We start from the raw sequence: 22,912 nt of genomic DNA, 5'->3' as shown, positions 1-22,912 counted from the left end.
TTCTGAATTTCCGCTTTGGGTCATCCTCGTGGCCTTCCTTTTACGAGTAACGCCAGCATGACTGCACCCTTCACCCTCCTGGCCGAGGCGGTCCGCCAGCACGGCTCACCGCTGTGGGCCTACGACGCCAGCACCATCGCCGAACGGGTCGAACAACTGAAGGTGTTCGACACCGTGCGCTTCGCCCAGAAAGCCAACCCCAACCTGCATGTGCTGCGCCTGATGCGCGCCCATGGCCTGGTGCTGGACGCGGTATCGCTGGGCGAGATGGAACGAGCGTTCGCTGCAGGTGCGCGCGTGGATGGCGACCCGGCCGGCGTGGTACTGACCTGCGACGCGCTGGACCGGCCCACCCTGGAGCGGGTGGTGGCAGAAAAGATCGAGGTCAACGCCGGCTCCATCGACATGCTGCGCCAGCTCGGTGAACGCTCGCCCGGCCATCGTGTGTGGATCCGCATCAACCCCGGCTTCGGCCATGGCCACAGCCGCAAGACCAACACCGGCGGCGAAAACAGCAAGCACGGCATCTGGCATGAAGAGCTGGACGAGGCGCTGGCGTGTATCAAGGCCTATGGCCTGCACCTGGTGGGCGTGCACATGCACATTGGCTCCGGGGTGGATTACCAGCACCTGGAGCAGGTGGCCCGCTCGATGATCGAGCTGATCGGCCGCCTGGGCGTGGACATCGAGGCGTTCTCCATCGGTGGCGGGCTTTCCACCCCGTACCGCAGCAGCGACAAGCCGGTCGACCTGCAGCGTTACGCCCAGACCTGGGCGGTGGCGCGCCAGGAAATCGAAACGATGCTCGGCCACCCGGTGCGCATGGAGATCGAACCAGGCCGCTTCCTGGTGGCCGAGTCCGGTTACCTGGTGGCCGAAGTGCGTGCGGTGAAACAGGTGGGGCGCAATACCTTCGTGATGATCGACGCCGGCTTCAACGACCTGATGCGCCCGGCCATGTACGGCGCCTATCACGGCATGACCCTGCTCGATGCCAACGGCCAGCCGGTGGACCGCCCACGCCAGCCGACCGTGGTAGCCGGGCCGCTGTGCGAATCGGGTGATGTGTTCACCCAGGATGACCAGGAACTGACCCCGCAAGACCTGCCCCAGGCGCAGGTGGGCGACCTGCTGGTGATCCACGACGCCGGGGCCTATGGCGCGTCGATGTCGTCGAACTACAACAGCCGACCGCTGCTGCCGGAGTTCCTGATCGAGGACGGGGCACTGCGGATAATTCGCCGGCGGCAGACGGTGCAGGACCTGCTGAGCCTGGAGGCTGGCTTCTAAACTCATTTTTCAAGGCCCACACAAGCTCCTGTGGGAGCGGGTTCACCCGCGAATCAGGCAACGCGGTGGTTGGCACCGGCTGCGCCGGTGTTCGCGGGTAAACCCGCTCCCACAGGGGCATGCGGTTGCCGGTCATCTTTGGACAGGACACAAGGCCCCGGAAACAAGAATGACCCTTGCAATCAGCCTGCCCCATCGCGACAATGCGATCAATTCCCATTCATAATGCGATCTTGACGCCATGTCGACGCTCGATCCCCAAGCCCTGCACCAGCTGTACAGCGAAAACAACAGCTGGCTCAAGGGCTGGTTGCGCGCCCGCCTCGGCAACGCCGCCGATGCCTCCGACCTGGCGCACGACACCTTCCTGCGGGTAATGACCGCGCGCAATCAGTTGCCGATCCGCGAACCGCGCAGCTACCTCACGGCCATCGCCCGCTCGCTGCTGATCGACAAGGTCCGCCGCCGCACCATCGAACAGGCCTACCTGCAGGCCCTGGCCCTGCGCCCGGAGCCGGTAGAGGTATCCCCGGAAGTGCGCCTGTCGATCATCGAAATGCTGGTAGCGGTAGACAGCCTGCTCGATGAACTCGGCGCCAAGACCCGCGCCATCTTCCTTGCGGTGCAACTGGAAGGCCTGACTTACGGGGCAGCAGCCGAACGCTTCGGTGTGTCGGTCACCACGGTGAAGAACCACCTGATCAAGGCCATGACCCGCTGCCTGCTGGCAGTGGAAGGCTGATGACCGTGGACATCAAGACACTCGAAGCCGCTGCCACCTGGTACGTGCAGCTCAACGACGGCGACAGCGACGAGGCCCGCACCCAGGCCTGGCGGCAGTGGTTGCAGGCCAGCCCGCAACACGCTGCCGCCTGGGCGCGGGTAGAAAAACTGCAGCAGCAATGGACCATGGTGCCGCCGCAGGTGGCACTGTCCAGCCTTGGCGCTGCCCAGGCACAGCGCCGTGACGTACTTAAAGTGCTGGGCCTGCTGCTGGCCATGGGCGGCGGCACCTGGCTGGCAGCCGAACAAGTGCCCTATCGCGCCCTGCTGGCCCAGCAGCGTACCAGCACCGGCGAACGTCGCACCCTGCAGTTGGCGGACGGCTCGCAGTTGGAGCTGAACGTGGGTACCGCGCTGAATGTGCGCTATGACCAGAAGGTGCGGGCGATCCAGCTGTACCAAGGGGAAATCCTGGCAAGACCAGCCAGCGACGTGCAACGACGCCCGTTCATCGTGCACACCGAAGACGGCAGCATCCTGGCCCACAGCAACGAGTTCAGCATTCGCAAGCTCGCGCAACAGACGCGCGTGGGCGTACTGCAAGCCTCGGTTGAGGTCCGCCCGCAGCGCCATCTGGACCGCGTGCTGCAGTTGCAAGCCGGCCAGCAGGTGAGTTTTGACCAGGATGACTTCGCCCGTCCCCATATCCTGCCCGCCGACTCGACCGCCTGGCTGCAGGGCATGTTGAGCGTGAACGACTGGCGCCTGGGCGACTTCATCGAAGAACTGGGGCGCTACCGGCCAGGGCTGCTGCGCTGCGCCTCGTCGATTCGTGACATGAGCATTTCCGGCGCATTCCGCATCGACGACACCGATATCGCCCTGGCCAACCTGCCGAAAACCCTGCCTGTGCGGGTGCGCTACCTCAGCCGCTACTGGGTCAGCGTGGAGCCTGCCTGAACAGCGAGTGAAAAAACTTTCAGTGAAATCTTGCTGATTTCGATTCTCGTCCGTCCCTGACACAAGCCGCGACGACAGCGACTTTCTGCCATGACTCGGAAGGATCACGTAATGCCCCACCTGCACCCCACCCCTGCAACCAAGCTGAGCCAGGCCGTGCGCCTGGTGCTGTTCGGCATGTCCCTGGCCAGCGTACCCAGCCTGCTGCTGATGCCCGCCCAGGCCATGGCCCAGAGCCAGACCGCCTACCATGTCGCCCCCGGCCCACTGGGCAATGCCATCACCCAGTTCGGCGTGCAGGCGGGCGTGACCATTTCGTTCGACACCACACAGACGCGCAACCTGACCAGCACAGGTCTGGAGGGCAGCTACAGCGTCGAGGAAGGGCTGGTGCGCCTGCTGGGCAACAGCGGCTTGCAGGCTCAGCGCCAGGGCAACGGCGGCTATGTGCTGGTGCCTGCCGACAACGGCGCGGCGATGGAACTGGGCCCGCTGAACATCGACGCCAACCGGCTGGATGCGACCAGCGAGGGCACCCAGTCGTACACCGCCCGTGCAGTGACCATCGGCAAGGGCGTGCACACGCTGAAAGAAACCCCGCAGGCGGTCACCGTGATGACCCGCAAGATGCTCGACGACCAGAACCTCAACACCCTCGAGCAGGTGCTGGACAAGACCCCGGGCATCACCGTGTACGACTCGCCCATGGGCGGCAAGTACTTCTATTCCCGCGGTTTCAACCTGGACGGCCAGTACCAGTACGACGGCGTACCGCTGGACGTTGGCGGCAACTACGTGCAGGCCAACAGCTTTTCCAGCGACATGGCGTTCTATGACCGCGTCGAAATCCTCAAAGGCGCGGCCGGCATGATGAAGGGCTCCGGCTCCTCCGCCGGTGGCGTCAACTTCGTGCGCAAGCGCGGCCAGGACAAGGCCGCGACCACTGTCACCCTGTCTGCAGGCCGTTGGGACAACTACCGCGGCCAAGTCGATGTGGGTGGCCCGCTGAACGATTCGGGGACGGTGCGTGGCCGCGCCGTGGCGGCGCTGCAGGACCGCCAGTACTTCTACGACGTGGCCAAGCGCCAGGATCAGGTGCTGTACGGCGCCATCGACTGGGATGTCACCCCCGACACCACCCTGGGCTTCGGCCTGGCCTACGAGGATGTCGATGCCACGCCGTGCTACCACGGCCTGCCGCGCTACGCCGATGGTAGCGACCTGAAGCTGTCGCGCTCGACCTGCCTGGGGGCCAGCTGGAACGACCTGCAAAGCCAGAGGGTCACCGGTTTCGCCGACCTCAAGCACCGTTTCAACGATGACTGGACGCTGAACTTTGCCTCGGTCTACACCCACAATACCCAGGACATCGAATACGGCTACTCGGAAGGCGCGGTGCCGGTTGGTGCAACCAGCGCCAGCATCGGCCGCTATGCCGGCCGCTTCGACTACGACCAGGATGACTACGGCTTCGATAGCTACGTCGATGGCAAGTTCGAGGCCTTCGGCCTACAACACGAGCTGATCATCGGTGCCAACGCCAGCCGGCAGAAGACCCATGACTACTTCTGGCTGATGCCTCTGAGCGGCAGCCAGAACCCGTTCGATCCGTCTGCAAGCTTCCCCCATCCGTCAAAGGCCGACTTCCAGGTAAACCCGACCCGCGGTGGCAACATACCGACCGACTCCACCACCACCCAATATGGCACCTACGCCAACCTGCGCCTGAAACTGGCAGAGCCGCTGACCCTGGTACTGGGTGCGCGGGTCAGCTGGTATCGCAACAAGAGCGATTCCTATACCCAGTTCTATGACTACTGGGTGAACAACCGCAGCCAGGAGAACGGCCAGGTCACACCATTTGCCGCCGTGCTGTACGACCTGAACGAGCAGTGGACGGCCTACGCCAGCTATGCCGACATCTTCCAGCCGCAGAGCGACAAGGTGAATGCCGAGAGGCAGCCGCTACAACCCAAGACCGGTGCCAACTACGAAGTCGGCATCAAGGGCGAGCTACTCGACGGCGCGCTGAACACCTCGTTCAATCTGTTCCGTACCATCGAAAATCACCGTGCGGAAACCGATTTCGTCGATACCTGCCCGTCAGGCGACGGCTATTGCTACACCGATAGCGGCAAGGTCCGCGCCCAGGGCTTCGAAGCCGAAATCAGCGGCTCGCCGGTCGAGCGCCTGCAGTTGCTGGCAGGCTACACCTATACCCAGACCAAATACCTGAAGACCATCGAGGACAGCGACCCGACCGAGCTGACCTTCACCTCCAGCTTCATTCCGCGGCACATGCTCAAGGTGTGGGGCGATTACCAACTGGGCGGTGCCCTTGAGCGCTGGACACTGGGCGCCGGCCTGAACAGCCAGAGCGAGAACTTCCGCACCACCCGTGGCACCCGCGTCGAGCAGGCAGGCTACACAGTTTGGAACGGCCGCGTGCAATACCGCCTCGACCAGAACTGGACCGTGGCCGTCAACGGCAACAACCTGTTCGACAAGAAGTACTACTCCACCATCGGCGCGCCGGCGTGGGGCAACTTCTATGGTGAGCCGCGCAACTTCATGTTAACCCTGCAAGGTACGTTCTGACACCGCCGCAAGCCGCGCGCAATCTTTGTGGGAGCGGGCAAGCTCGCGAACACCGGCAAGGCCGGTGCCATCCATCGCGCTGGACTCTTCGCGGGCAAGCCCGCTCCTACACAGTACTGTGCAGGTTTCGGGCTCACGCTATACCTGTGGGGGCGGCTTTAGCCGCGAACACCGGCAAAGCCGGTGCCATCCATCGCGCTGGATTCTTCGCGGGCAAGCCCGCTCCTACACAGGTGCTGTGCAGGTTTCGGACTCACACAGCCTGTGTGGGAGCGGCCTTGTGTCGCGAAAGGGCCGCAAAGCGGCCCCAGACATCAGCATTGCAGCAAAGAATGCCGGGGCTGCTTCGCAGCCCTTTCGCGACACAAGGCCGCTCCCACAAGGATCGCGCCAGCCTGTTGTTTTCGTTAGTCGATAAAGAAATCACCCATGCGCCCCAACAAAGCCCCGGTTCGCGTTTTTCTGGGCATCGCTCGACGACTTGCCCCATGCCGAGTGCCATCCGGTCTTCCAGCAGTCGGCGATCAACCCATGACCGCTTCCCGCTCACCGCCCATGTACTGCTCCAGGCGGCTGCGCAACCAGCGCTCGGCGGGGTCGTTGTCGGTGGTGCTCAGCCAGACCATGGCCAGCTCCAATGCAACGGTTTCGAACGGCAGCGGCTCGGCCTGCAGGTTGCCCCAGCGCTCCATGCCCTGCGCGGCGTAGTCCGGGCAACAGGCCAACAAGTCGGTACCAGCCAGAATCGCCGGCAGCGAACTGAACTGCGGTACCGACAGCACCACCTTGCGTTCGCGGCCGATCTCTTGCAGCCAGTCATCGACCATACCTTGGGTATTGGCGGTTGGCGACACCTGGACGTGCGGGCGGGTGCAGAACTCATCCAGGGTCAGCGGCGTGGCTGACTTGTCGGCACGCACTACCCGGCCCTGCATGGTGCGCAGCACCTTGCGCTTGGCATTGGCCGGCAGCCCCTTGGTCTGGCTGATGCCGACCGTTACGTCGCCGGCTGCCAGCAGGTCCGGGATACGCCAATAGTCGACATGCTGCACCACCACTACCACGTTCGGTGCCTCGACCCGCAGCGCCCGCAGCAGCGGCGGCAACAGCCCGGACTCGACGTCATCGGACAGACCGATGCGGAACGTCATCTTGCTGGTCAGCGGGTCGAAATCGTGGGTCAGGCTGAGGGCGACAGACATCGCATCCAGCGCCGGGGTGAGGTACTTGATCACTTCCTCGGCCCTGGCCGAAGGCTCCATGCGGTTGCCCACACGGATCAGCAGCGGGTCGTTGAACATTGCCCGCAACCTGGCCAGCGCGGCGCTGACCGTGGGTTGGGCGACGAACAGCTTTTCCGCGGCACGGGTGAGGTTGCGCTCCTGCATCAGGGCTTCGAACACCACCATCAGGTTGATATCGGCTTTGCGCAGTTCGTTGCGGTTCATTGGCGCTCCCGGCCCAGGTTCTTGTTGTGCAGAGCCAATTCCAGCATCGACAAGAATCCTAGTCGAGTCAAAATCCGAAGATGTCCTTGTAGGAGCGGGCTTGCCCGCGAACACCGGCGCAGCCGGTGCCAGCCACCGCGTTGGATCCTTCGCGGGCGTGCCCGCTCCCACAGAGGCCGCGTCGCACTTCAGCGCAGCCCAAAGGGCTGGGCGATCTCCTACAGGGAACGTGCTATTGCAGTGATGCCACGCTTTTACCTGAACGGCCAGCTCAAGTGAGCTTGCGCAATGCAGGCAGACGCACCAGTGACCAGCCGGCCTCCGACTCGGCCAGGGTCAAGCGGATGCCGTCCACCGGCACGGTATTCAATAGCGTCACCGCCAGGTCGCCCACCATCCAGTTGGCTGTGTTGGAAGCAATAACGCGGCCGTCGGCGGAAATCAGCACGGCTTCATGCTCCAGCCGCATCAAACTGCGCACCAACAGGCGCTCGACGTTGTGCAGGGACAAGTCCAGGCCCGCGACACCGATGAACCGGCCCTGGACGATGATCGGCGTGGTAAAGGTCAGCACGTACAGGTTGGTGCCATACAAGTCCACGTAGGGCCCCTCGACCACACTCTTGCCCGTGTCACGTGGGCGGCTGTACCAAGGCATTGCCGTGTAGTCGTAGTAGTTTTCTCGACGGCGGTCGAAATTGGGGCGCAACGGCAGGGTCTTGCCGCCATCGGCCAGGTACCACCACTCCAGGTGCATCTCGCGATCGGCCAGGCAGTGGGGTTCCACGATCACACCGCCGCCGCAGCCGAACGCACCATTGGCCAGCAGCTGACGGTCAATCGAGGGGCGCAACGAGGCAAGGTCCTTGGCGGCGGGTTGGCGCCCTTCGGCGAGGACGCGCTCCCACAATGCCTGGGTTTCTTCCACCAACTGGCGGACCTGGCTGAAGATCGTTCCCAGCGTGCTGTCCAGTTGCTCGGCACAGGCCGACAAGGGGTCGTTATCGCTCAGGGCAAACATGGCATTACCTCACGCAGGTTCAACGTTCTTGTTATCGATCTACCACCCGCTCTTCAAGGATGCGGGCGTTTGTCGCAATGCGGCGCAATTACCAGGCCAAACCCGGCCCCAACCTGCCCATGGGCCTCCTCAGGCCTGCGCCTCGGCCAGCAAATCCAGGCGCAGGCTGATCAAGCGCTTGATGCCGCGGCTCACATGCGCCTCGGCCAACGCGCCGGCCAATACCGCATCGCCTGCGATCAGCGCCTGCAATATCGCCCGGTGCTCTTGCTCGACCACCGTCACATCGCTGCCGCCGGCAGCCTCCATCCAGAGCAATTCGCCCACCTCCGATTGCAGGCGCATTTCGGCATTGGTCAAGCGCAACGATTGGGCCGCGGCGGCCACTTCGATGTGAAAGCGGGCATCGGCCCGGTGACGCGCCAGCCGTGAGCTGGCCTGCGTGAGGGTTTCGATATGCTGGGCGATGCGCGCCTGTTGCTCGGGCGAGCTGCGCTTGGCCGCAAGACGCGCCGCGGTGCCAGAAATGGCGGTCTGTTCATCGCCCAGGTCGCGCAGGTCGGGGCCGCTCATATCGCACAAGCGCTGCAACAGCAGCGGCTCGGGCAGTTCCACCGGGGCGCAGACGAAGCTGCCACCGTTGCGACCACGCCGGGTTTCGATCAAGCCGCGCTGGCGCAATACCACCAGCGCTTCACGCAAGGTGACGGTGGCCACCCCGAGCTGCAGGGCCAGTTCCGACTCGCTGGGCAGTTGCTGGCCTTCGGTGAACAAGCCCAGCTCGATGGCTTCCACCAACCTGCGCGCCACTTCATCGGTCCGCCCCTCCTGGCGCAACCGGATGAAGGCGGTATTACGGGCAGTATTCAGGGCAGTCATTGCCTCTCCCTATCGAGTAATCGCCAGGCCCGGCATGCGCCACGGCCAAAAGGTTCAGTTTCGTATCTTAATAGCGAACAGGTGAACGCCGATACCGATTATCTGCGCATTCTACCGCGTCGAGAAAGGCAGTTGGCAAACAACAAAGTATAAGATATGGTTTCAAATGTTAATGACGCAATGAGCTCGACGCACCTCGGCCCGCCTGTGCTGCGCGACTTCCACTAACAAGACCGACCAAGGAAAACGTCATGCAAACCCAACTCCTGATCAACGGCCAGTTGGTCGATGGACAAGGCGCCCCCTATGCCGTGTACGACCCGTCCGCAGGTACCGTGCTGGCGAATATCCCCGAAGCCAGCAGCGCGCAGGTCGATGCCGCGGTACAAGCCGCGGACCAGGCGTTCGACAGCTGGTCGCAGACGCCCCCCAAGGACCGCGCGCAACTGCTGCTGAAACTGGCCGACCGCATCGAAGCCCAGGCACAGAGCCTCGCCCGCCTGGAGTCGCAGAACTGCGGCAAACCGTACCAGGCCGCGCTCAACGACGAAATACCGGCCATCGCCGATGTGTTCCGCTTCTTTGCCGGTGCCAGCCGTTGCCTGTCGGGCTCGGCGGGGGGCGAATACCTGCCTGGCCATACCTCGATGATTCGTCGCGACCCTCTGGGCGTGGTCGCCTCCATCGCCCCCTGGAACTACCCCCTGATGATGGTGGCGTGGAAGCTCGCGCCGGCCTTGGCGGCGGGCAACTGCGTGGTGCTCAAGCCCTCGGAGCAAACCCCGCTCACCGCGCTGGCACTGGCCGCCATGATCGCCGACCTGTTCCCGGCCGGGGTGGTCAACATCCTGTTCGGCCGTGGCCCTAGCGTTGGCGAGCCACTGGTCAACCACCCCAAGGTACGCCTGGTATCGCTGACCGGCTCGGTGGCCACGGGTTCGCGCATCATCGCGAGCACCGCCAGCAGCGTCAAACGCACCCATATGGAGCTGGGCGGCAAGGCCCCCGTGTTGATCTTCGATGATGCCGATATCGATGCCGCAGTCGAAGGCATTCGCGCCTTTGGCTTCTATAACGCCGGCCAGGACTGCACCTCCGCCTGCCGCCTGTACGTCCAGCAAGGGGTCTATGACCGCTTCGTGACCAAGCTGGGCGAGGCCGTGGCCAGCCTGCGCATGGGCATGCAGGACGACCCCGCCACCGAACTCGGGCCACTGATCACCCGCGACCACCTGGAGCGAGTGGAAGGTTTCGTGACCCGCGCCAAGGCCCAACCGCACATCCGCGTGGTCACCGGCGGCAAGCGTGTCGATGGCCCTGGCTTCTTCTTCCAGCCGACGGTGCTGGCCGACGCCCGCCAGGATGACGAGATCGTCCAGCGCGAGGTATTCGGCCCGGTGGTGAGCGTCACCCCCTTCGAAGACGAAGCCCAGGCTCTGGCCTATGCCAATGATTCGGACTACGGCCTGGCTTCGTCCGTGTGGACCCGCGACGTCGGCCGTGCCAACCGCCTGGCCGCCCGCCTGCAATACGGCTGCACCTGGGTCAACACGCACTTCATGCTGGTCAGCGAAATGCCTCATGGCGGCATGAAGCAATCGGGCTACGGCAAGGACATGTCCATGTACGGGCTCGAAGACTACACCTGCGTGCGTCATGTGATGTTCAAGCACTGAACCCGTGCACGGCGCCTCGAAAAGGGGCGCCGCGCACTTCGCATCCTCGGCAACGCAAGCACTTGACCCGGTATGAACGCTCAACCTGGGCCTTCACAATAAAACATATAAAACCATAGGCAATATGGCATGGGTCCTGCTTCATTCCCTGCATGAGCCTGAAACCAGCCGTCATCGTTACCATCCGGCACAACCGGGGGTAGCGAGGCCACGAGGTGTGTCACCATGCTTATCACAGGCATCAAGAGCCGCCCGGTCTATGACCGGTTGCAACCCATGGCAGGCGGCCTGCATCACTTGATCGCAGGCCAGGGCAGCGGCGGTATCGCCATGCTGCGCCTGCTCGCAGACATGTCGCCGACGCAACGCCAAAACAGCTCGGTGTTCTACTCCACCGAATCTTTCTCCGGGCAGGACCACTTGCAGGCGCTGCAAGCGGCGCATGCGGCCGGGGTCGAAGTGTTCGCCGACAACCAGGCACTGATCGACGCCCTGCGTGCGAAGCTCGGCGAGTCGCACATGGGCACACGACTTTACCTGAGCGGTTCGGAGAGTTTCATCGGCACGGCGATGCAAGCCGCCAACGCCGTCGACCTGAACCGCGACGAGGTATTGCGCGAACACAGCGGCACCTTGGTGCGCCGAGTGTGGTGCGCGCACTGCGACACCTACACCGAGAACGTCACCCACCGCGTGTTCACCTGCCCCGGTTGCCAGCTCGACCTGGTGGTGCGCGACCACTATTCCCGCCGCCTGGCTGCCTTCCAGGGCATCAAGGCCGACGGCGAAGTACCCGGCGAACTGCCAGCGGCCGAGGAGCTCGACACATGAATACCCATAACGGCACTCTCAGCGTACGTGTTGCCCGGATCGAGCAACTGACGCCGGAAATCAAGCGTTTCACCCTGGTTGCCCTCGACGGCCGGCACCTGCCGGCTTTCTCTGGCGGCAGCCATGTGGTCGTGGTCCTGGAAGATGGCGACAAGACCCATCGCAATGCCTATTCGCTGATGAGCTCGCCCTACGACTCCAGCGCCTACCAGATCGCGGTGCGCCGCGTCAGCGACGGGCGAGGCGGCTCGCGCTACCTGCATGACCGAGTCAGCGAAGGCCGGGTGCTGCAGATCCTGCAACCGGCCAACCTGTTCCCGCTGGCCAAGCATGCGCGGCAACATCTGTTCATTGCCGGAGGCGTCGGCATCACCCCGGTCTACTCGCAACTGGAGGAACTGCAGCTCAAGCAGTCCACCTTCGAACTGCACCTGGCCGTGCGTGGCCCCGAGCACACCGCCCTGGGCCAGGAGCTGCGCGCCCGCTACGGCGAGCGGGTGCACCTGTACGTGCAAGGCCAAGGCCCGCGCATGGATATCCGGCACATCCTGCAGGCCCGTCCGCTGGGCAGCCATGTGTATGTCTGCGGCCCGGACAGCATGATCGACGACACCCTCGACAGCGCCCATGCCCTGGGCTGGACCGACAGCCACATCCACTACGAGCGCTTTGTCGAGCAGGGCTCCAGCGGCCAGCCGTTCAGCGTCACCCTGGCACGCCAGGGTGTCACCCTCGAAGTACCCGCCGAGCAATCCCTGCTCGAGGCCGCCGAGCAGGCGGGGTACAAGGTGCCCTACCTGTGCCGGGGTGGTGCCTGTGGCTATTGCGAAACCGAAGTGCTGGAAGTCGATGGCGAACTCGACCATCGCGATGACTGGCTCAGCGAGGAAGACAAGCTGAGCAAGCGCAAATTCATGCCGTGCGTATCACGCGCCAACTGCAGCCGCCTGGTCGTAGACCTCTGAAACAGGAAAACAACAAGATGACCGTATTCAAGCCGATCGAAACCTACGCCGACGCCGGTGACGCGCATACCTACAGCAATAGCCGCGATGCCGTGCTGCGCCTGCCCTTCCCTTATCCGGAAGACCAGTACATGTATTCGATGAACGTCGAGCCCCATGTGCCCTTCGGCAGCGGCGCGCTGCGGGCGCAGTTCGACATCGACGAGCACTACATCTCCGAATGCCATCACCGGGCACAGACCCTCGATGCCCAACCCGGCGTGCACTACGCTGCACTGCCGCACATGATGGAAGCGCAGTGGGACCTGCTGGAACTGTTGATGGAGTCGTACTCGCGCGACTTCCCGGAACACTTCACCCTGGAAAAGAAAGGCAGCCAGTGGCACTGGATCAATCGCCCGCTGCAAATCGACGACACCTTCACCTTCGGCGATGCCAGCACCTTGCCGATGGACCCCATGGAGTACATCACCCGTCAGGCCCAGGGCGAGTTCATCCTGCTTGAAGAGCGCGATGACACCCTGGTGATGGGCGCCGGCATGGCCACCCAGCGCGCGGACTATTCGCTGCGTTTCAACCTGGGCATGAGCTTCATGGAGTTCCATGGGCCGGTACCCAAGCTGCATGAGATGGGTATCCTGCAACGGGCCTTGAAGTTCCTGTTGCGCTTGCGCCCTGGCCACCCGGTGCGGCGCACCAACTGGTCGATCACCGTCAACCCGCGCCTGGAAACGTCCGCCGAGACCCTGCCAGACTGGGCACCCGATCGCACCATCGTCACGCCGGAGAATGCCGGGGACCTGGTCAACCTGCGCATCGAGCTGCAACCCCTGCATCGTCTTCCGCGCAGCAACGCCGTGCTGTTCCCGGTGCGCACCTACCTGGTCAGCCTGAAGCAACTGGCCGAATTCGCGCCCCAGTGGGCCAAGCGCATGCACCGCGTCATCCGCGACCTGGACCAGGAGCTGGTGGATTACAAGGGCTTCACCCGCTACCGCGATGCAATGGTGACCTGGTTGTCGCAATACGACGACGGCACCCCGGTCGACGAAAGCCGACAGTAACGTTCACCACGCGCGTCGGCAGCGACGCGCCCCCAACGATTGCGTGCCAACCAGGGATCTCCCATGAAAACAACAATACGCAACTGCTTGCCTGAAAGCTGGAGTCTGGTGTTCTCCGCCGCGGGTTCGGCCTACGGTGTCGGCCTGCTTGGCCTCTGGGCCTTGCCTTTTCTGATCAGCGCGATCATCAACGACTTGCAGCTCAATGAAGCCCAGGCAGGGCTACTGATGTCGGCCGAGTTCGGTTTCACCATGCTCGCCTCGCTGCTGGTCGCCCCCTTCATGGGGCACGCGCCACGCCGGACCCTGGCCCTGGTCGGCACATTGCTGGCGATTGCCGCCAACCTGGTCAGCGCCAACATCGACGATATCGCCATGCTGGCCGCCGTGCGCTGCATCGCCGGCATCGGTGCCGGCCTGGCCCTGGCCTGCGGCAACGCCGCGGTCTCCAGCGCCAGGCATCCGGACCGCATCGCAGGGCACATGAACATCCTGTCGGTGGTGCTGATGATCGTGGTGATGCTCGGCTATGCCAAGGTCATGGCGCTGTTCGGCCTGTCGGGTCTCTACTACGCCATGGCCGCGACCATGGCGGTGATGTTGCTGGCCATCCCCGCAATGGCACAGCGCGCGCCCATTGGCGAGCTGTGCACGCAGAGCGGTACCACCAGCAAAGGCGCAGGCAACATTTTGCTGAGCCTGCCGGCGATCTGCATGATGCTGGCGATGTTCGTGTTCCAGGCCCGCGACACCATGGGCTGGGCGTTCGTCGAGCGTATCGGCACCATGGTCGGCTACAGTGGCGACGAGCTGGGCGTGCTGCTGTCGTTTCAGTCCTTCGTCGGCCTGATCGGCCCGCTGATCGCAGCGGTGGTCGGCAAACGCTTCGGCATGAGCACACCGGTGATCCTGGCCATTCTCCTGACCGGCGGCACCAGCCTGAGCTACGTGCTGGGCGAGCATTCCAAGACCCTGTATACCGCCGGGGTGATGACCATCTGTGTCACCTACTTCTATGCCCTGAGCTACCTGACTGGCCTGGCGGCAGCCCTGGACCGCGAAGGCCGTGTGGTCGCCGCCGCCAGTAGCTTCCTGAGCCTGGGCTTGGCGGTGGGGCCGGCGATCTCCGGTGGCCTGATTTCACTGGGCGGGTTCACCCTGGCCGCCTGGGGGATTGCCGTGACCGTGGTACTGACCCTGCTGCTGGTGATCATCCCGCTGGCCAGCATTCGCCGTGAGCAGGTGACCTTGGCAGCGGCCGCGCCGGCCTGATCCATATGTTCGCAGGGCAAGTCCTGGTGCCAGGCAGCCAAGCGATTTTGGGCTGACAGGCACTAGGGCTCACCCTGCCACTGATACACTGCCGAGCGAGGAAACTTACAAGACAGAGCCAAGGTATGAACCCGACGCGCTACGCCACCGTGGCGAAGGATTTGATGGAAGGCATCGCCAGCGGTCGCTACCCGGTCGGCAGCCTGCTGCCGACCGAGCTGGAGCTATGCGACCTCTACGATGTGAGCCGGCACACGGTGCGCGCCGCCATCGACCAGTTGCTCAGCCAAGGGCTGGTATCGCGCCGCAAGCGCGTCGGTACCCGGGTGGAAGCCAACAGCCCGCGCGGTGGCTATTCGCAGTCGCTACCCAGCGTAGCGGACCTTGCGCAAGTGGCCGCGACGCAGCAACGGGAAGTCCAGAGCGTACGCCATTTCGTCGCCGACCTGAATGAAACGACGCGGCTGGGCTTGGTTGCGGGGGAACATTACTTCTGCATATCGAGCATCCGCGTCGACCGCCAATACAATGCGGCACCGTTGTGCTGGGCCGATGTATATGCCCAGCGGGACTATGCCGAGGTCATCGAACTGGCCCGCGAACACCCCGGCCAACTGATCGCGGAGTTGATCGAACAGCACTATGGCCGGGTGATCGCGGTGGTCGACCAGCAGGTACGAGCGGTGTCGCTGACGGAAGCAATGGCCCAGGCGCTGAAGGCCGAGGCGGGTTCACCGGCACTGAAGATCATTCGCCATTACCGTGAGGAAAACGGCGACTTGATGGCGGTTTCCGAGACCGTGCATCCGGATGACCGCTTCACTCTGGTTACCCAGATGCGCAAGGTTCGCTCGCTCTAACGAGCAAGCACCTGCCTGCGCAACTCATCCGCGAAAAAGCGCACCGCAGGCGCTGGCTCACTGCCGCTCTGCCTCAGCTCGATCACCACATTGCCCAGTGGCGGCAATGTCCTGTCGCCAGTCTCGATGATCTGCCAGTTTGGCAGGATCAGCGGGGACGACGTGGCAGCAATCGCCAAGCCGCTCTCCACGGCAAGCTGCACCCCGGTAACGCCTGTGCACTCGAAGACGATGTCGTAATCGATCAGGCTGGCGCTGAGTGCAGCCAGGATATGCCGCCGATAGCCGCAACCATGGGGGTACAGTGCCAGCGGCACCGGCGCCGTCGGGTCGAGCTTGTAGCCTGCTGCTGCCACCCAGTGCAGTTGGTCACACCGCAAGATCTCGCCATGGCCATCAGTTGTACGCTGGGTGACCAGCGCCAGGTCCAGCTCGCCATCCTCCAGTGCCGTGAACAGGTTCTGGCTGATGTCGTTGCGGATCTTCAGGCTGACTTTGGGATAACGCCGGGTGAATTGCTGGATGACCGGCGGCAGGAACGCACTGGCGTAGTCATCGGGTATGCCGAAACGCACCGCGCCGCACACCTCGCCTTTGGCAAAGAATTCGATAGCTTCATCGCTCAGCGCCAGCATCTTCCGCGCGTATTGCAGCAACTGCTCGCCCTGGCGTGTCAGCACCATGGCCTGATGGCCTCGCTCGATCAGCCGCCCGCCAATCTGCTCTTCCAGCTTTTTCAGCTGAATGCTCACCGCTGCCGGTGTTTTCAGCAGCCGCTGCGAGGCCAGAGTAATGCTCTTGCATTCGGCAATGGTCTTGAAACTGTGCAGCAGGGCAAGGTCGAGATGACGCACAGCACCTTCCTCAGCGAATGAAATCAAGCCTTCTGGCAGCGACGCAGAAGAGCACTGAGAGGCATTAGGCAAACAAAAAAATCGCCTGTCAAACGCGGCCACGCCCAACACATGCCCGGCAACGACAGCCACTTGCGGCTTAAAAATTATTTAACCGATGGTTATTTTTTATTCGATTTCCAGGCTGCCCGGGCTTGGCTAGATTGGCCCCACGAACAGTGCATGAGACGCCTCGGCGGTAAGCCTGGCTGTGCGTGTTGGAGAACAAGAATGAAAGCCGAGTTTGATTATGTAATTGCAGGCGCAGGTTCTGCGGGCTGTGTACTGGCGCGTCGGCTTTCCGATGCGGGCCATCAAGTGCTGTTGCTGGAAGTAGGCCCCAGTGACAAATCCTGGATCATCCGCATGCCGGCCGGCCTGCGCTCGGCGTTCAAGCCGACATCCAAGTACAACTGGTGGTATTACACCGAAGAACAAGTGCACTTGAACAAGCGCAAGATCCAGCAACCGCGAGGCCGCGTGCTGGGCGGTTCTTCCTCCATCAATGGCATGACCTGGCTGCGCGGGCACCCGATGGACTATGACGCCTGGGAAGCCCAAGGGGCCAAAGGCTGGAGCTGGGCCGACTGCGCGCCGTACTTCAAGAAGATCGAATCGAGTGACATCGGCGGCATCCATCGCGGCCACGACGGACCGATTCGCGCTCAGCGCCAAGAGCAACTCAGCCCGCTGAACGCAGCGTTTCTCGAAGCAGGCCAGCAAGCAGGTTTCACCCTCACCGACGATGTGAACGGCTATCGCCAGGAAGGCGTTTCACGTTTCGAAATGAGCGTGCGCGACGGCATCCGCAACAGCGCCGCTTATGGTTATATCCACGCCATGGGCGAACACCCCAACCTGACCATCTGGCTGGCTTGCGAAGTGCAGAAGATCAACTTCGAAGGCAACCGGGCCTCAGGCTTTCGGGTCATCCGGCAAAATCAGTCGATCGATGTGCGCGCACGGCGCGAGAGCATCGTTTCCTGCGGCGTATTCGGGTCGGCGCAATTGCTGATGTTATCGGGCATCGGCCCGGCCGAACATTTGCGGGAACACGGCATCACGGCGAAAGTGGATGCGCCAGGCGTAGGCGAAAACCTGCAGGACCATCTGGAGTGCCATATCCAGATGGAAACCAAAGAGCCGGTTTCGCTGAACCGCGAACTGCAGTACCACCGCATGCTCTGGGCCGGTTTGCAATGGTTCGGCTTCAAGAAAGGCGTCGCCTCGGTCAACCAGTGCCACGTCGGCGCGTTCCTCAACAGCGCACCCACCACGCCGCACCCGGACATCCAGTTCCACTTCTTCCCGGTGTTCTTCGACAAGAACTGGATACCGGTGTGCACGACCTATGGCTACCGTATCGGTGTCGGCCCGATGCGCCCGACCAGCCGTGGCACGGTAAGACTGCGCAGTGCGAAAGTGTCGGACCCGTTGCGTATCGATCCCAACTACATGGCCACCGAAGAAGACTGGCGGGTCATGCGTGAAGCCATGCGCCTGGGCATCGAGTTTGCCGAGCAGCCCGCCTTCAAGCGCTACAACCACCGCGAAGACACGCCCGGCCACGACATCCGTTCCGGCAAAGCCCTGGATGCATTCATCCGTGAGGATGCGGCCAGTGCCTACCACCCCTGCGGCACCTGCAAGATGGGGAACAGGACTGACCCGATGGCGGTGGTCGACAGCCAACTGCGGGTCAGAGGCGTCGACAACCTCAGGGTGATCGATGCATCTGTCTTCCCGACTGTGCCCAGCGCCAACATCAATGCCGCCACCATCATGCTCGCCGAAAAAGCCAGCGACCTGCTGCTCGGCAAGCCGGGTTTGCCGCCAGAGGCACTGCCCTACCACAGCCAGACCAGACAGCCCGACAACCACAAGGCCTCAGCCTGATTGCAAACAGGAGTTAGCGCATGACCACCATCACTGTCCGCCAGGCCACCCCGCAAGAACTGGAAAACTGCCAGGCATGGTCACTCTGGGAAAGCGGCGAAACCGACCGCTTTACCTACCAATACGATCAGGATGTCGAGTTTGTGGTGCAACGCGGCGAGGCGGTCATTCACAGCCAGAGCAATGCCCCCGTCGCTATTGCAGCCGGCAATCACGTCACCATCAGAAAAGGCGTAGACGGTATCTGGGCCATTCGCGCGGCGGTCGTCAACCGCTACCAATACCTGTAAACCGTCGTCACCTGTTCCCTACAGCCAGCGCCCGGCTGCTCACAACAAAACCAGACGGCGCAATCATCAAGCTGCCAAACCTACTACTACAAGAAATGGAGATGCCCGATGATCCGCAATATCATGACTGCGCGTAACACCTGTCATTGGCTGGCCGGTGCCGCCCTGATAGCCATCGCCAGCCTTGGCCATGCCGAGGAAAAGAAACCCGTGGTAGTTGGCTGGGTAAACTGGGCCGATGCAGAAATAGCCACCAAGCTGGCCAAGCTCGCCCTTGAAGACCAGTTGCAGCAGCCGGTGAAACTGGTAATGGCCGATATCGGTATCCAGTTCCAGGCCTTGGCCGCCGGCAAGGTCGACATGATTCCGATGGCCTGGCTGACCTACAGCCACAAACCGTTCTGGGAAAAGTACCAGGCCAAGCTCGAAGACCTGGGTGTGCTGTACGAGGGCCGCCTTGGGCTTGCCGTGCCCAGCAGCATCCCCGAAAGCGAAGTCAAAAGCATTGAGGACCTGAACAAGCCGGAAGTACGCGCCAGGTTCGCTGGCAAGATCCTCACTTCGGAAGTAGGCAACGGCCAGTACAAGACCGCTACCCGCGCCATCGCCGACTACAAGCTCGATGGCTACAAACTGGTGGCCTCGTCCGAAACCGGCATGCTCAACGAGTTCGACCGCCAGCTCAAACGTGACCAATGGGCCCTGCTCAATGCCTGGAGCCCGCACTGGATGTTCTCTACCTGGTCGCTGCGCTACCTCGACGACCCGAAAGAAGTCTATGGCAAGGCCGAGCAGATTCACGCCGTCGGACGCAAGGGCTTCACTAGCGACTTTCCGCAGGTGGCTACCTTCTTCGCCCACTACAAGCTCCCCCTCAAGGACCTTGAAGGGATGATGAAGCAAGCCCGCGAGACCTCGGCCGACCAGGTGGTGGCCGAATACTACGCCGCCCACAAGACCACCTTCACCGCCATGTTCAAGGGCGAACCAGCCATCACTGCGCAGCAGCCCTGAGCTGACGCATTTTCCAACTGCCAACTGCGAAACGCTGCGTGCACGGCCTTCGGTGGCACTGAAGCCGGGGCGAGTTGTGCGCGCGTTTCAGGCCTCGCGTCAGGAAACAGCAATGAACAACCTACAGGTTTCAATTGAAGACGTACCGCTCAACCGCTTTCACCAGTGGCTGACCGTGCGCTCCGGTGGCGGCTCGTTCGTCGATGGTTATGTGCTGAGCATTGTCGGTGTAGTGATGCTGCAGCTGTCCAGCGCCCTGCAACTGGACAGCTTCTGGGAAGGGATGATCGCCGCATCGGCGCTGATCGGCATTTTCTTTGGCGGGTTTATCGGTGGCTGGCTGACCGACGTGGCCGGCAGGAAGCGCATCTTTTTCGTCGGCCCGGTCATCTTTGTGCTCTCCTCGCTCGCCCAGTGCTGGGCGGACTCTGCATTAGCCTTGTTCCTGTTACGCTTGCTGACCGGTATTGCAGTCGGCATCGAATACCCGGTGGCCACTGCGTTGCTGGTTGAGTTCATGCCCAGGAAATACCGTGGCCCCAGGTTGGCAGCCTTGGCGCTACTCTGGTTTGCCGGGGCTGCGTGTGCCTACCTCGTCGGTGAACTCATCTTGCGCAGCGGCGTGGCGGATGCCTGGCGCTGGGTGCTGGCCAGCGGTGCGGTGTTTGGCGGCCTGCTGTTGCTGGTACGCCTGGGTACACCGGAATCACCCCGCTGGCTGCTGAACAAAGGGCGCCAGGCAGAAGCGGACACCATCATCAAGAACGTCTACGGCAAGCACTTCTCGCTGGCGAACCTGCCCGAACAGGCCGAGGAACATAAACTGCCGCTGCGCGCCCTGCTGCACTCGGGGTATGGCAAGCGCATGTTGTTCGTGGTGGTGTTCTGGACCTGCTCGATCGTGCCGGTTTTCGCGGTGTATGCGTTTGCCCCGAAAGTGCTGGCGGCGCTGAACCTGACGGGTGATCTTGGCTCGTTCAGTTCCATCGTCATCACCCTGTTCTTCGTGATCGGTTGCCTGCTTGCAACGCGCCTGGTCAACGTGATGGGGCGGCGCAACATGCTGATCTGCAGCTTCCTGTTTTCGGGGCTCGCCCTGCTCGGGCTGGGTACCTACAACAGCAGCTCGGGCGCCTTGATCGTGCTGTTCTTTTCGCTGTATGCGCTGTTCATCGGCGGTGCGCAGGTGCTGACGCTGGTGTACCCGAACGAGATCTTCCCCACCGAAATGCGTGCGGTGGCCGTAGGCATTGGCACCTCGTTTTCGCGGGTTGGCGCGGCAGCGGGTACCTACCTGGTACCAGCGGCGCTTGGCGGTATCGGCGTGGCCAACACCCTGTACGCAGCGGCCGCCATTACCCTGGTCGGCTTGCTGGTTTCGTGGTTGTACGCGCCGGAAACCCGAGCGTTGAGCCTGCAGGAAGCTGCGGCGCTGGAATAAAAACCTTGGGGCTGCTGCGCAGCCCATCGCCGGCAAGCCAGCTCCCACAAGGGTCGCGCAACTCTTGGATTCAGCTCCACACCTGTGGGAGCTGGCTTGCCAGCGATGGGGCGCGAAGCGGTTCATGCAGTGCTCCGATCATAAGGGAAAGCGGTTGCGGGGAAGTTCGGGCAGGACTATAAGAGCTCAACTTAACTTGAGGTCGATAGGCATGGCAGCGGATAACACGCGAATGCTAACGGTGGGCGAAGTGGCCAAGCGCAGCGGCGTGGCGGTGTCTGCGCTGCACTTCTACGAAACCAAGGGGCTGATCGCCAGTGTCCGTACGGCTGGCAACCAACGCCGCTATCCCACGTTGGTGCTGCGTACACTGGCAATCATCAAGGTGGCGCAGCGCACCGGTATTCCGCTGGAGGAAATCAAGCAGGCGTTCAGCCGTTATGCCCCCAACAGCAAGCTTACTGCAGCGCAATGGGGCGAGATGTCCACGGCCTGGCGCGAGGACCTTAATGCCCGCATTCGCACGCTGGAAGCACTGCGCGACAGCCTGGACAACTGCATTGGTTGCGGCTGCCTGTCGCTGGAGGATTGCCCGCTGCGCAACCCCGAGGATGTGCTGGCCAAGGAAGGTAGCGGGGCGCGGATTCTGGAGAAGAAGGCGCGCTAGCCTCGCCCTCTCAAGCCATGTGCTCAATTCCTTGTAGGCGCGCGTGGCTTGAAGGTGGTGAGTAGTTGGAACCATTGCCGCCCTTCACCTCCCTAACCCTGTGCTGTTAACCCAAAGCCGCTTACAGGAAGGAACATTGCCATCATGAAACGCGAACAGATCGAAGGTGTTGCCGAGAACCTTGCAGGCAAGGCGCAGAGCGCTGTAGGCCGGCTGGTCGAAGACCCGGCGCTGGAAGCCGAAGGCGATGCGCGTCAGGCTGCAGGCCAGGTGACCAAGACCTATGGTGATGCCGTGGACACGGTGTCTTCGTTCGTCAAGGAAAAACCTATCGCCGCACTGGCCATCACCGCCGCCGTCACACTGGTGATTTCTCGCCTGCTGCGCCGTTGACCCAGGGCGCAACGCAATGGCATCAGGGTTGTCAGGTGCTCGCCGCGGCATCTTCAGCGCCTGTGAGACCGAGCGCCGCCCGCGCGGCGCATCGCGAGCTGGCGCTCGCTCCTACGTTTGTTTCGGGCCAATCATTCCTATGGGATTTGCGCGCGAACGCTTTGGCGCATGGCTCGATATCGCGTCGTACGAACAAGGCGGTCGCGCGCGCCTGTCACAGGACTTACTGGCCCGAAACAAACGTAGGAGCGAGCGCCAGCTCGCGATGCGCCGCGCGGGCGGCGCTCAGTCTCACAGGCGCTGCATATCTTGTGGCCAACACCTGTCAGCCCTGATGCGATCCCTGTGGGAGCGGGTTTACCCGCGAAGAAGCCACCGCGGTGGATGGCACCGGCTTTGCTGGTGTTCGCGGCGGTTCGACGCCTCGATGAACCCGCTCCCACAGGTACTGTGTCGGCTCGATAGCTGCGCTATGCCTGTGAGGGTCGGTTTGTCGGTGGAGGGGTCGATTCGATGCCATCGAGTATCGCCTCGATCACACCCTCTGCCATTTCAATCGCATGCAGGTTCGACCAGAACATGCCACGGCCTTCTTCGCGCATGTAGTCCAGGGCTTTGTAGCCGGTTTCATAAGCGCTGCGAAGGTACAGGGCTACATGGACCAGAGCGTCTTCGGCGGAAATGTTCGGGTTGACGGTGAAGAGGGGATCATGGCCAGCATCGCAGCGGCC

The 22,912-nt window shown here is 62.7% G+C and carries 21 protein-coding genes; 16 read left to right on the top strand and 5 right to left on the bottom strand.

Annotation, left to right across the window (positions count from 1 at the left end; translation table 11 throughout):
• The first annotated feature begins 57 nt into the window (after positions 1–57).
• The 4 genes from lysA (at position 58) to TZ03_RS14985 (ending at position 5,571) form a co-directional block, all read left to right on the top strand.
• The gene (gene lysA / locus TZ03_RS15000; RefSeq protein WP_051098793.1) at positions 58–1,290 is read left to right on the top strand and encodes a diaminopimelate decarboxylase; all 1,233 of its coding nucleotides are present in this window, start codon (positions 58–60) and stop codon (positions 1,288–1,290) included.
• 241 nt (positions 1,291–1,531) lie between these two features.
• Entirely contained in the window at positions 1,532–2,032 is a 501-nt protein-coding gene (locus tag TZ03_RS14995) for a sigma-70 family RNA polymerase sigma factor (RefSeq protein ID WP_051098792.1), read from the top strand.
• 5 nt (positions 2,033–2,037) lie between these two features.
• The gene (locus TZ03_RS14990; protein WP_051098884.1) at positions 2,038–2,973 is read left to right on the top strand and encodes a FecR domain-containing protein; all 936 of its coding nucleotides are present in this window, start codon (positions 2,038–2,040) and stop codon (positions 2,971–2,973) included.
• 111 nt (positions 2,974–3,084) lie between these two features.
• A complete protein-coding gene (locus TZ03_RS14985) occupies positions 3,085–5,571 on the top strand; it encodes a TonB-dependent siderophore receptor (RefSeq protein ID WP_051098791.1) in 2,487 nt (828 codons plus the stop codon).
• A 524-nt stretch (positions 5,572–6,095) separates the two neighbouring features.
• On the opposite strand, the gene TZ03_RS14980 is transcribed toward TZ03_RS14985, so the two are convergent.
• The 3 genes from TZ03_RS14980 to TZ03_RS14970 all read right to left on the bottom strand — a co-directional run bounded on the left by TZ03_RS14980 (position 6,096) and on the right by TZ03_RS14970 (position 8,919).
• The gene (locus TZ03_RS14980) at positions 6,096–7,019 is read right to left on the bottom strand and encodes a LysR family transcriptional regulator (protein ID WP_051098790.1); all 924 of its coding nucleotides are present in this window, start codon (positions 7,017–7,019) and stop codon (positions 6,096–6,098) included.
• Between the two features lie 271 nt (positions 7,020–7,290).
• On the bottom strand, positions 7,291–8,040 hold the full coding sequence (locus tag TZ03_RS14975) for a cache domain-containing protein (RefSeq protein WP_051098789.1): 750 nt from the start codon (positions 8,038–8,040) through the stop codon (positions 7,291–7,293).
• A gap of 129 nt (positions 8,041–8,169) precedes the next feature.
• Entirely contained in the window at positions 8,170–8,919 is a 750-nt protein-coding gene (locus TZ03_RS14970) for a FadR/GntR family transcriptional regulator (RefSeq protein ID WP_051098788.1), read from the bottom strand.
• Between the two features lie 251 nt (positions 8,920–9,170).
• Between TZ03_RS14970 and TZ03_RS14965 the strand changes: the two genes are divergently transcribed.
• The 6 genes from TZ03_RS14965 to TZ03_RS14940 all read left to right on the top strand — a co-directional run bounded on the left by TZ03_RS14965 (position 9,171) and on the right by TZ03_RS14940 (position 15,587).
• Positions 9,171–10,595 (top strand): gamma-aminobutyraldehyde dehydrogenase, encoded by a 1,425-nt coding sequence (locus TZ03_RS14965; protein WP_051098787.1) that lies wholly within the window; start codon positions 9,171–9,173, stop codon positions 10,593–10,595.
• A 225-nt stretch (positions 10,596–10,820) separates the two neighbouring features.
• Entirely contained in the window at positions 10,821–11,426 is a 606-nt protein-coding gene (locus TZ03_RS14960) for a dimethylamine monooxygenase subunit DmmA family protein (RefSeq protein ID WP_051098786.1), read from the top strand.
• Positions 11,423–12,391 (top strand): PDR/VanB family oxidoreductase, encoded by a 969-nt coding sequence (locus tag TZ03_RS14955; RefSeq protein WP_051098785.1) that lies wholly within the window; start codon positions 11,423–11,425, stop codon positions 12,389–12,391. The genes TZ03_RS14960 and TZ03_RS14955 overlap by 4 nt, the downstream gene beginning before the upstream one ends.
• Before the next feature lie 17 nt (positions 12,392–12,408).
• Positions 12,409–13,455, top strand: coding sequence for a heme-dependent oxidative N-demethylase family protein (locus tag TZ03_RS14950; protein WP_051098784.1), 1,047 nt, complete (start codon positions 12,409–12,411; stop codon positions 13,453–13,455).
• Positions 13,456–13,518: 63 nt separating this feature from the next.
• Positions 13,519–14,727 (top strand): MFS transporter, encoded by a 1,209-nt coding sequence (locus TZ03_RS14945; RefSeq protein ID WP_051098783.1) that lies wholly within the window; start codon positions 13,519–13,521, stop codon positions 14,725–14,727.
• 125 nt (positions 14,728–14,852) lie between these two features.
• Entirely contained in the window at positions 14,853–15,587 is a 735-nt protein-coding gene (locus TZ03_RS14940; RefSeq protein WP_051098782.1) for a GntR family transcriptional regulator, read from the top strand.
• On the opposite strand, the gene TZ03_RS14935 is transcribed toward TZ03_RS14940, so the two are convergent.
• Entirely contained in the window at positions 15,584–16,441 is an 858-nt protein-coding gene (locus tag TZ03_RS14935; RefSeq protein ID WP_053388438.1) for a LysR family transcriptional regulator, read from the bottom strand. The genes TZ03_RS14940 and TZ03_RS14935 overlap by 4 nt on opposite strands.
• Positions 16,442–16,711: 270 nt before the next feature.
• On the opposite strand from TZ03_RS14935, the gene TZ03_RS14930 reads away from it, so the two are divergent.
• The 6 genes from TZ03_RS14930 (at position 16,712) to TZ03_RS14905 (ending at position 22,181) form a co-directional block, all read left to right on the top strand.
• Positions 16,712–18,376 (top strand): choline dehydrogenase, encoded by a 1,665-nt coding sequence (locus tag TZ03_RS14930; RefSeq protein WP_051098781.1) that lies wholly within the window; start codon positions 16,712–16,714, stop codon positions 18,374–18,376.
• Between the two features lie 20 nt (positions 18,377–18,396).
• The gene (locus TZ03_RS14925; RefSeq protein ID WP_051098780.1) at positions 18,397–18,666 is read left to right on the top strand and encodes a cupin domain-containing protein; all 270 of its coding nucleotides are present in this window, start codon (positions 18,397–18,399) and stop codon (positions 18,664–18,666) included.
• 108 nt (positions 18,667–18,774) lie between these two features.
• Positions 18,775–19,680: a glycine betaine ABC transporter substrate-binding protein gene (locus TZ03_RS14920; RefSeq protein ID WP_051098779.1), complete on the top strand. Its 906-nt coding sequence runs from the start codon at positions 18,775–18,777 to the stop codon at positions 19,678–19,680.
• 112 nt (positions 19,681–19,792) lie between these two features.
• Entirely contained in the window at positions 19,793–21,121 is a 1,329-nt protein-coding gene (locus TZ03_RS14915) for an MFS transporter (RefSeq protein ID WP_051098778.1), read from the top strand.
• A gap of 211 nt (positions 21,122–21,332) precedes the next feature.
• On the top strand, positions 21,333–21,788 hold the full coding sequence (gene soxR / locus TZ03_RS14910) for a redox-sensitive transcriptional activator SoxR (protein WP_051098777.1): 456 nt from the start codon (positions 21,333–21,335) through the stop codon (positions 21,786–21,788).
• Positions 21,789–21,932: 144 nt separating this feature from the next.
• Positions 21,933–22,181, top strand: coding sequence for a CsbD family protein (locus tag TZ03_RS14905; RefSeq protein WP_051098776.1), 249 nt, complete (start codon positions 21,933–21,935; stop codon positions 22,179–22,181).
• 470 nt (positions 22,182–22,651) lie between these two features.
• On the opposite strand, the gene TZ03_RS14900 is transcribed toward TZ03_RS14905, so the two are convergent.
• Positions 22,652–22,912: hypothetical protein (locus TZ03_RS14900; protein ID WP_051098775.1), on the bottom strand; the 261-nt coding region annotated here is incomplete at its 5' end.

It is taken from the genome of Pseudomonas sp. 10-1B, from assembly GCF_000935045.1.
Lineage (GTDB): Bacteria > Pseudomonadota > Gammaproteobacteria > Pseudomonadales > Pseudomonadaceae > Aquipseudomonas.
The sequence above is the reverse complement of the archived record's forward strand: the minus strand, read 5'-3'. Positions and strand labels throughout refer to the sequence as shown.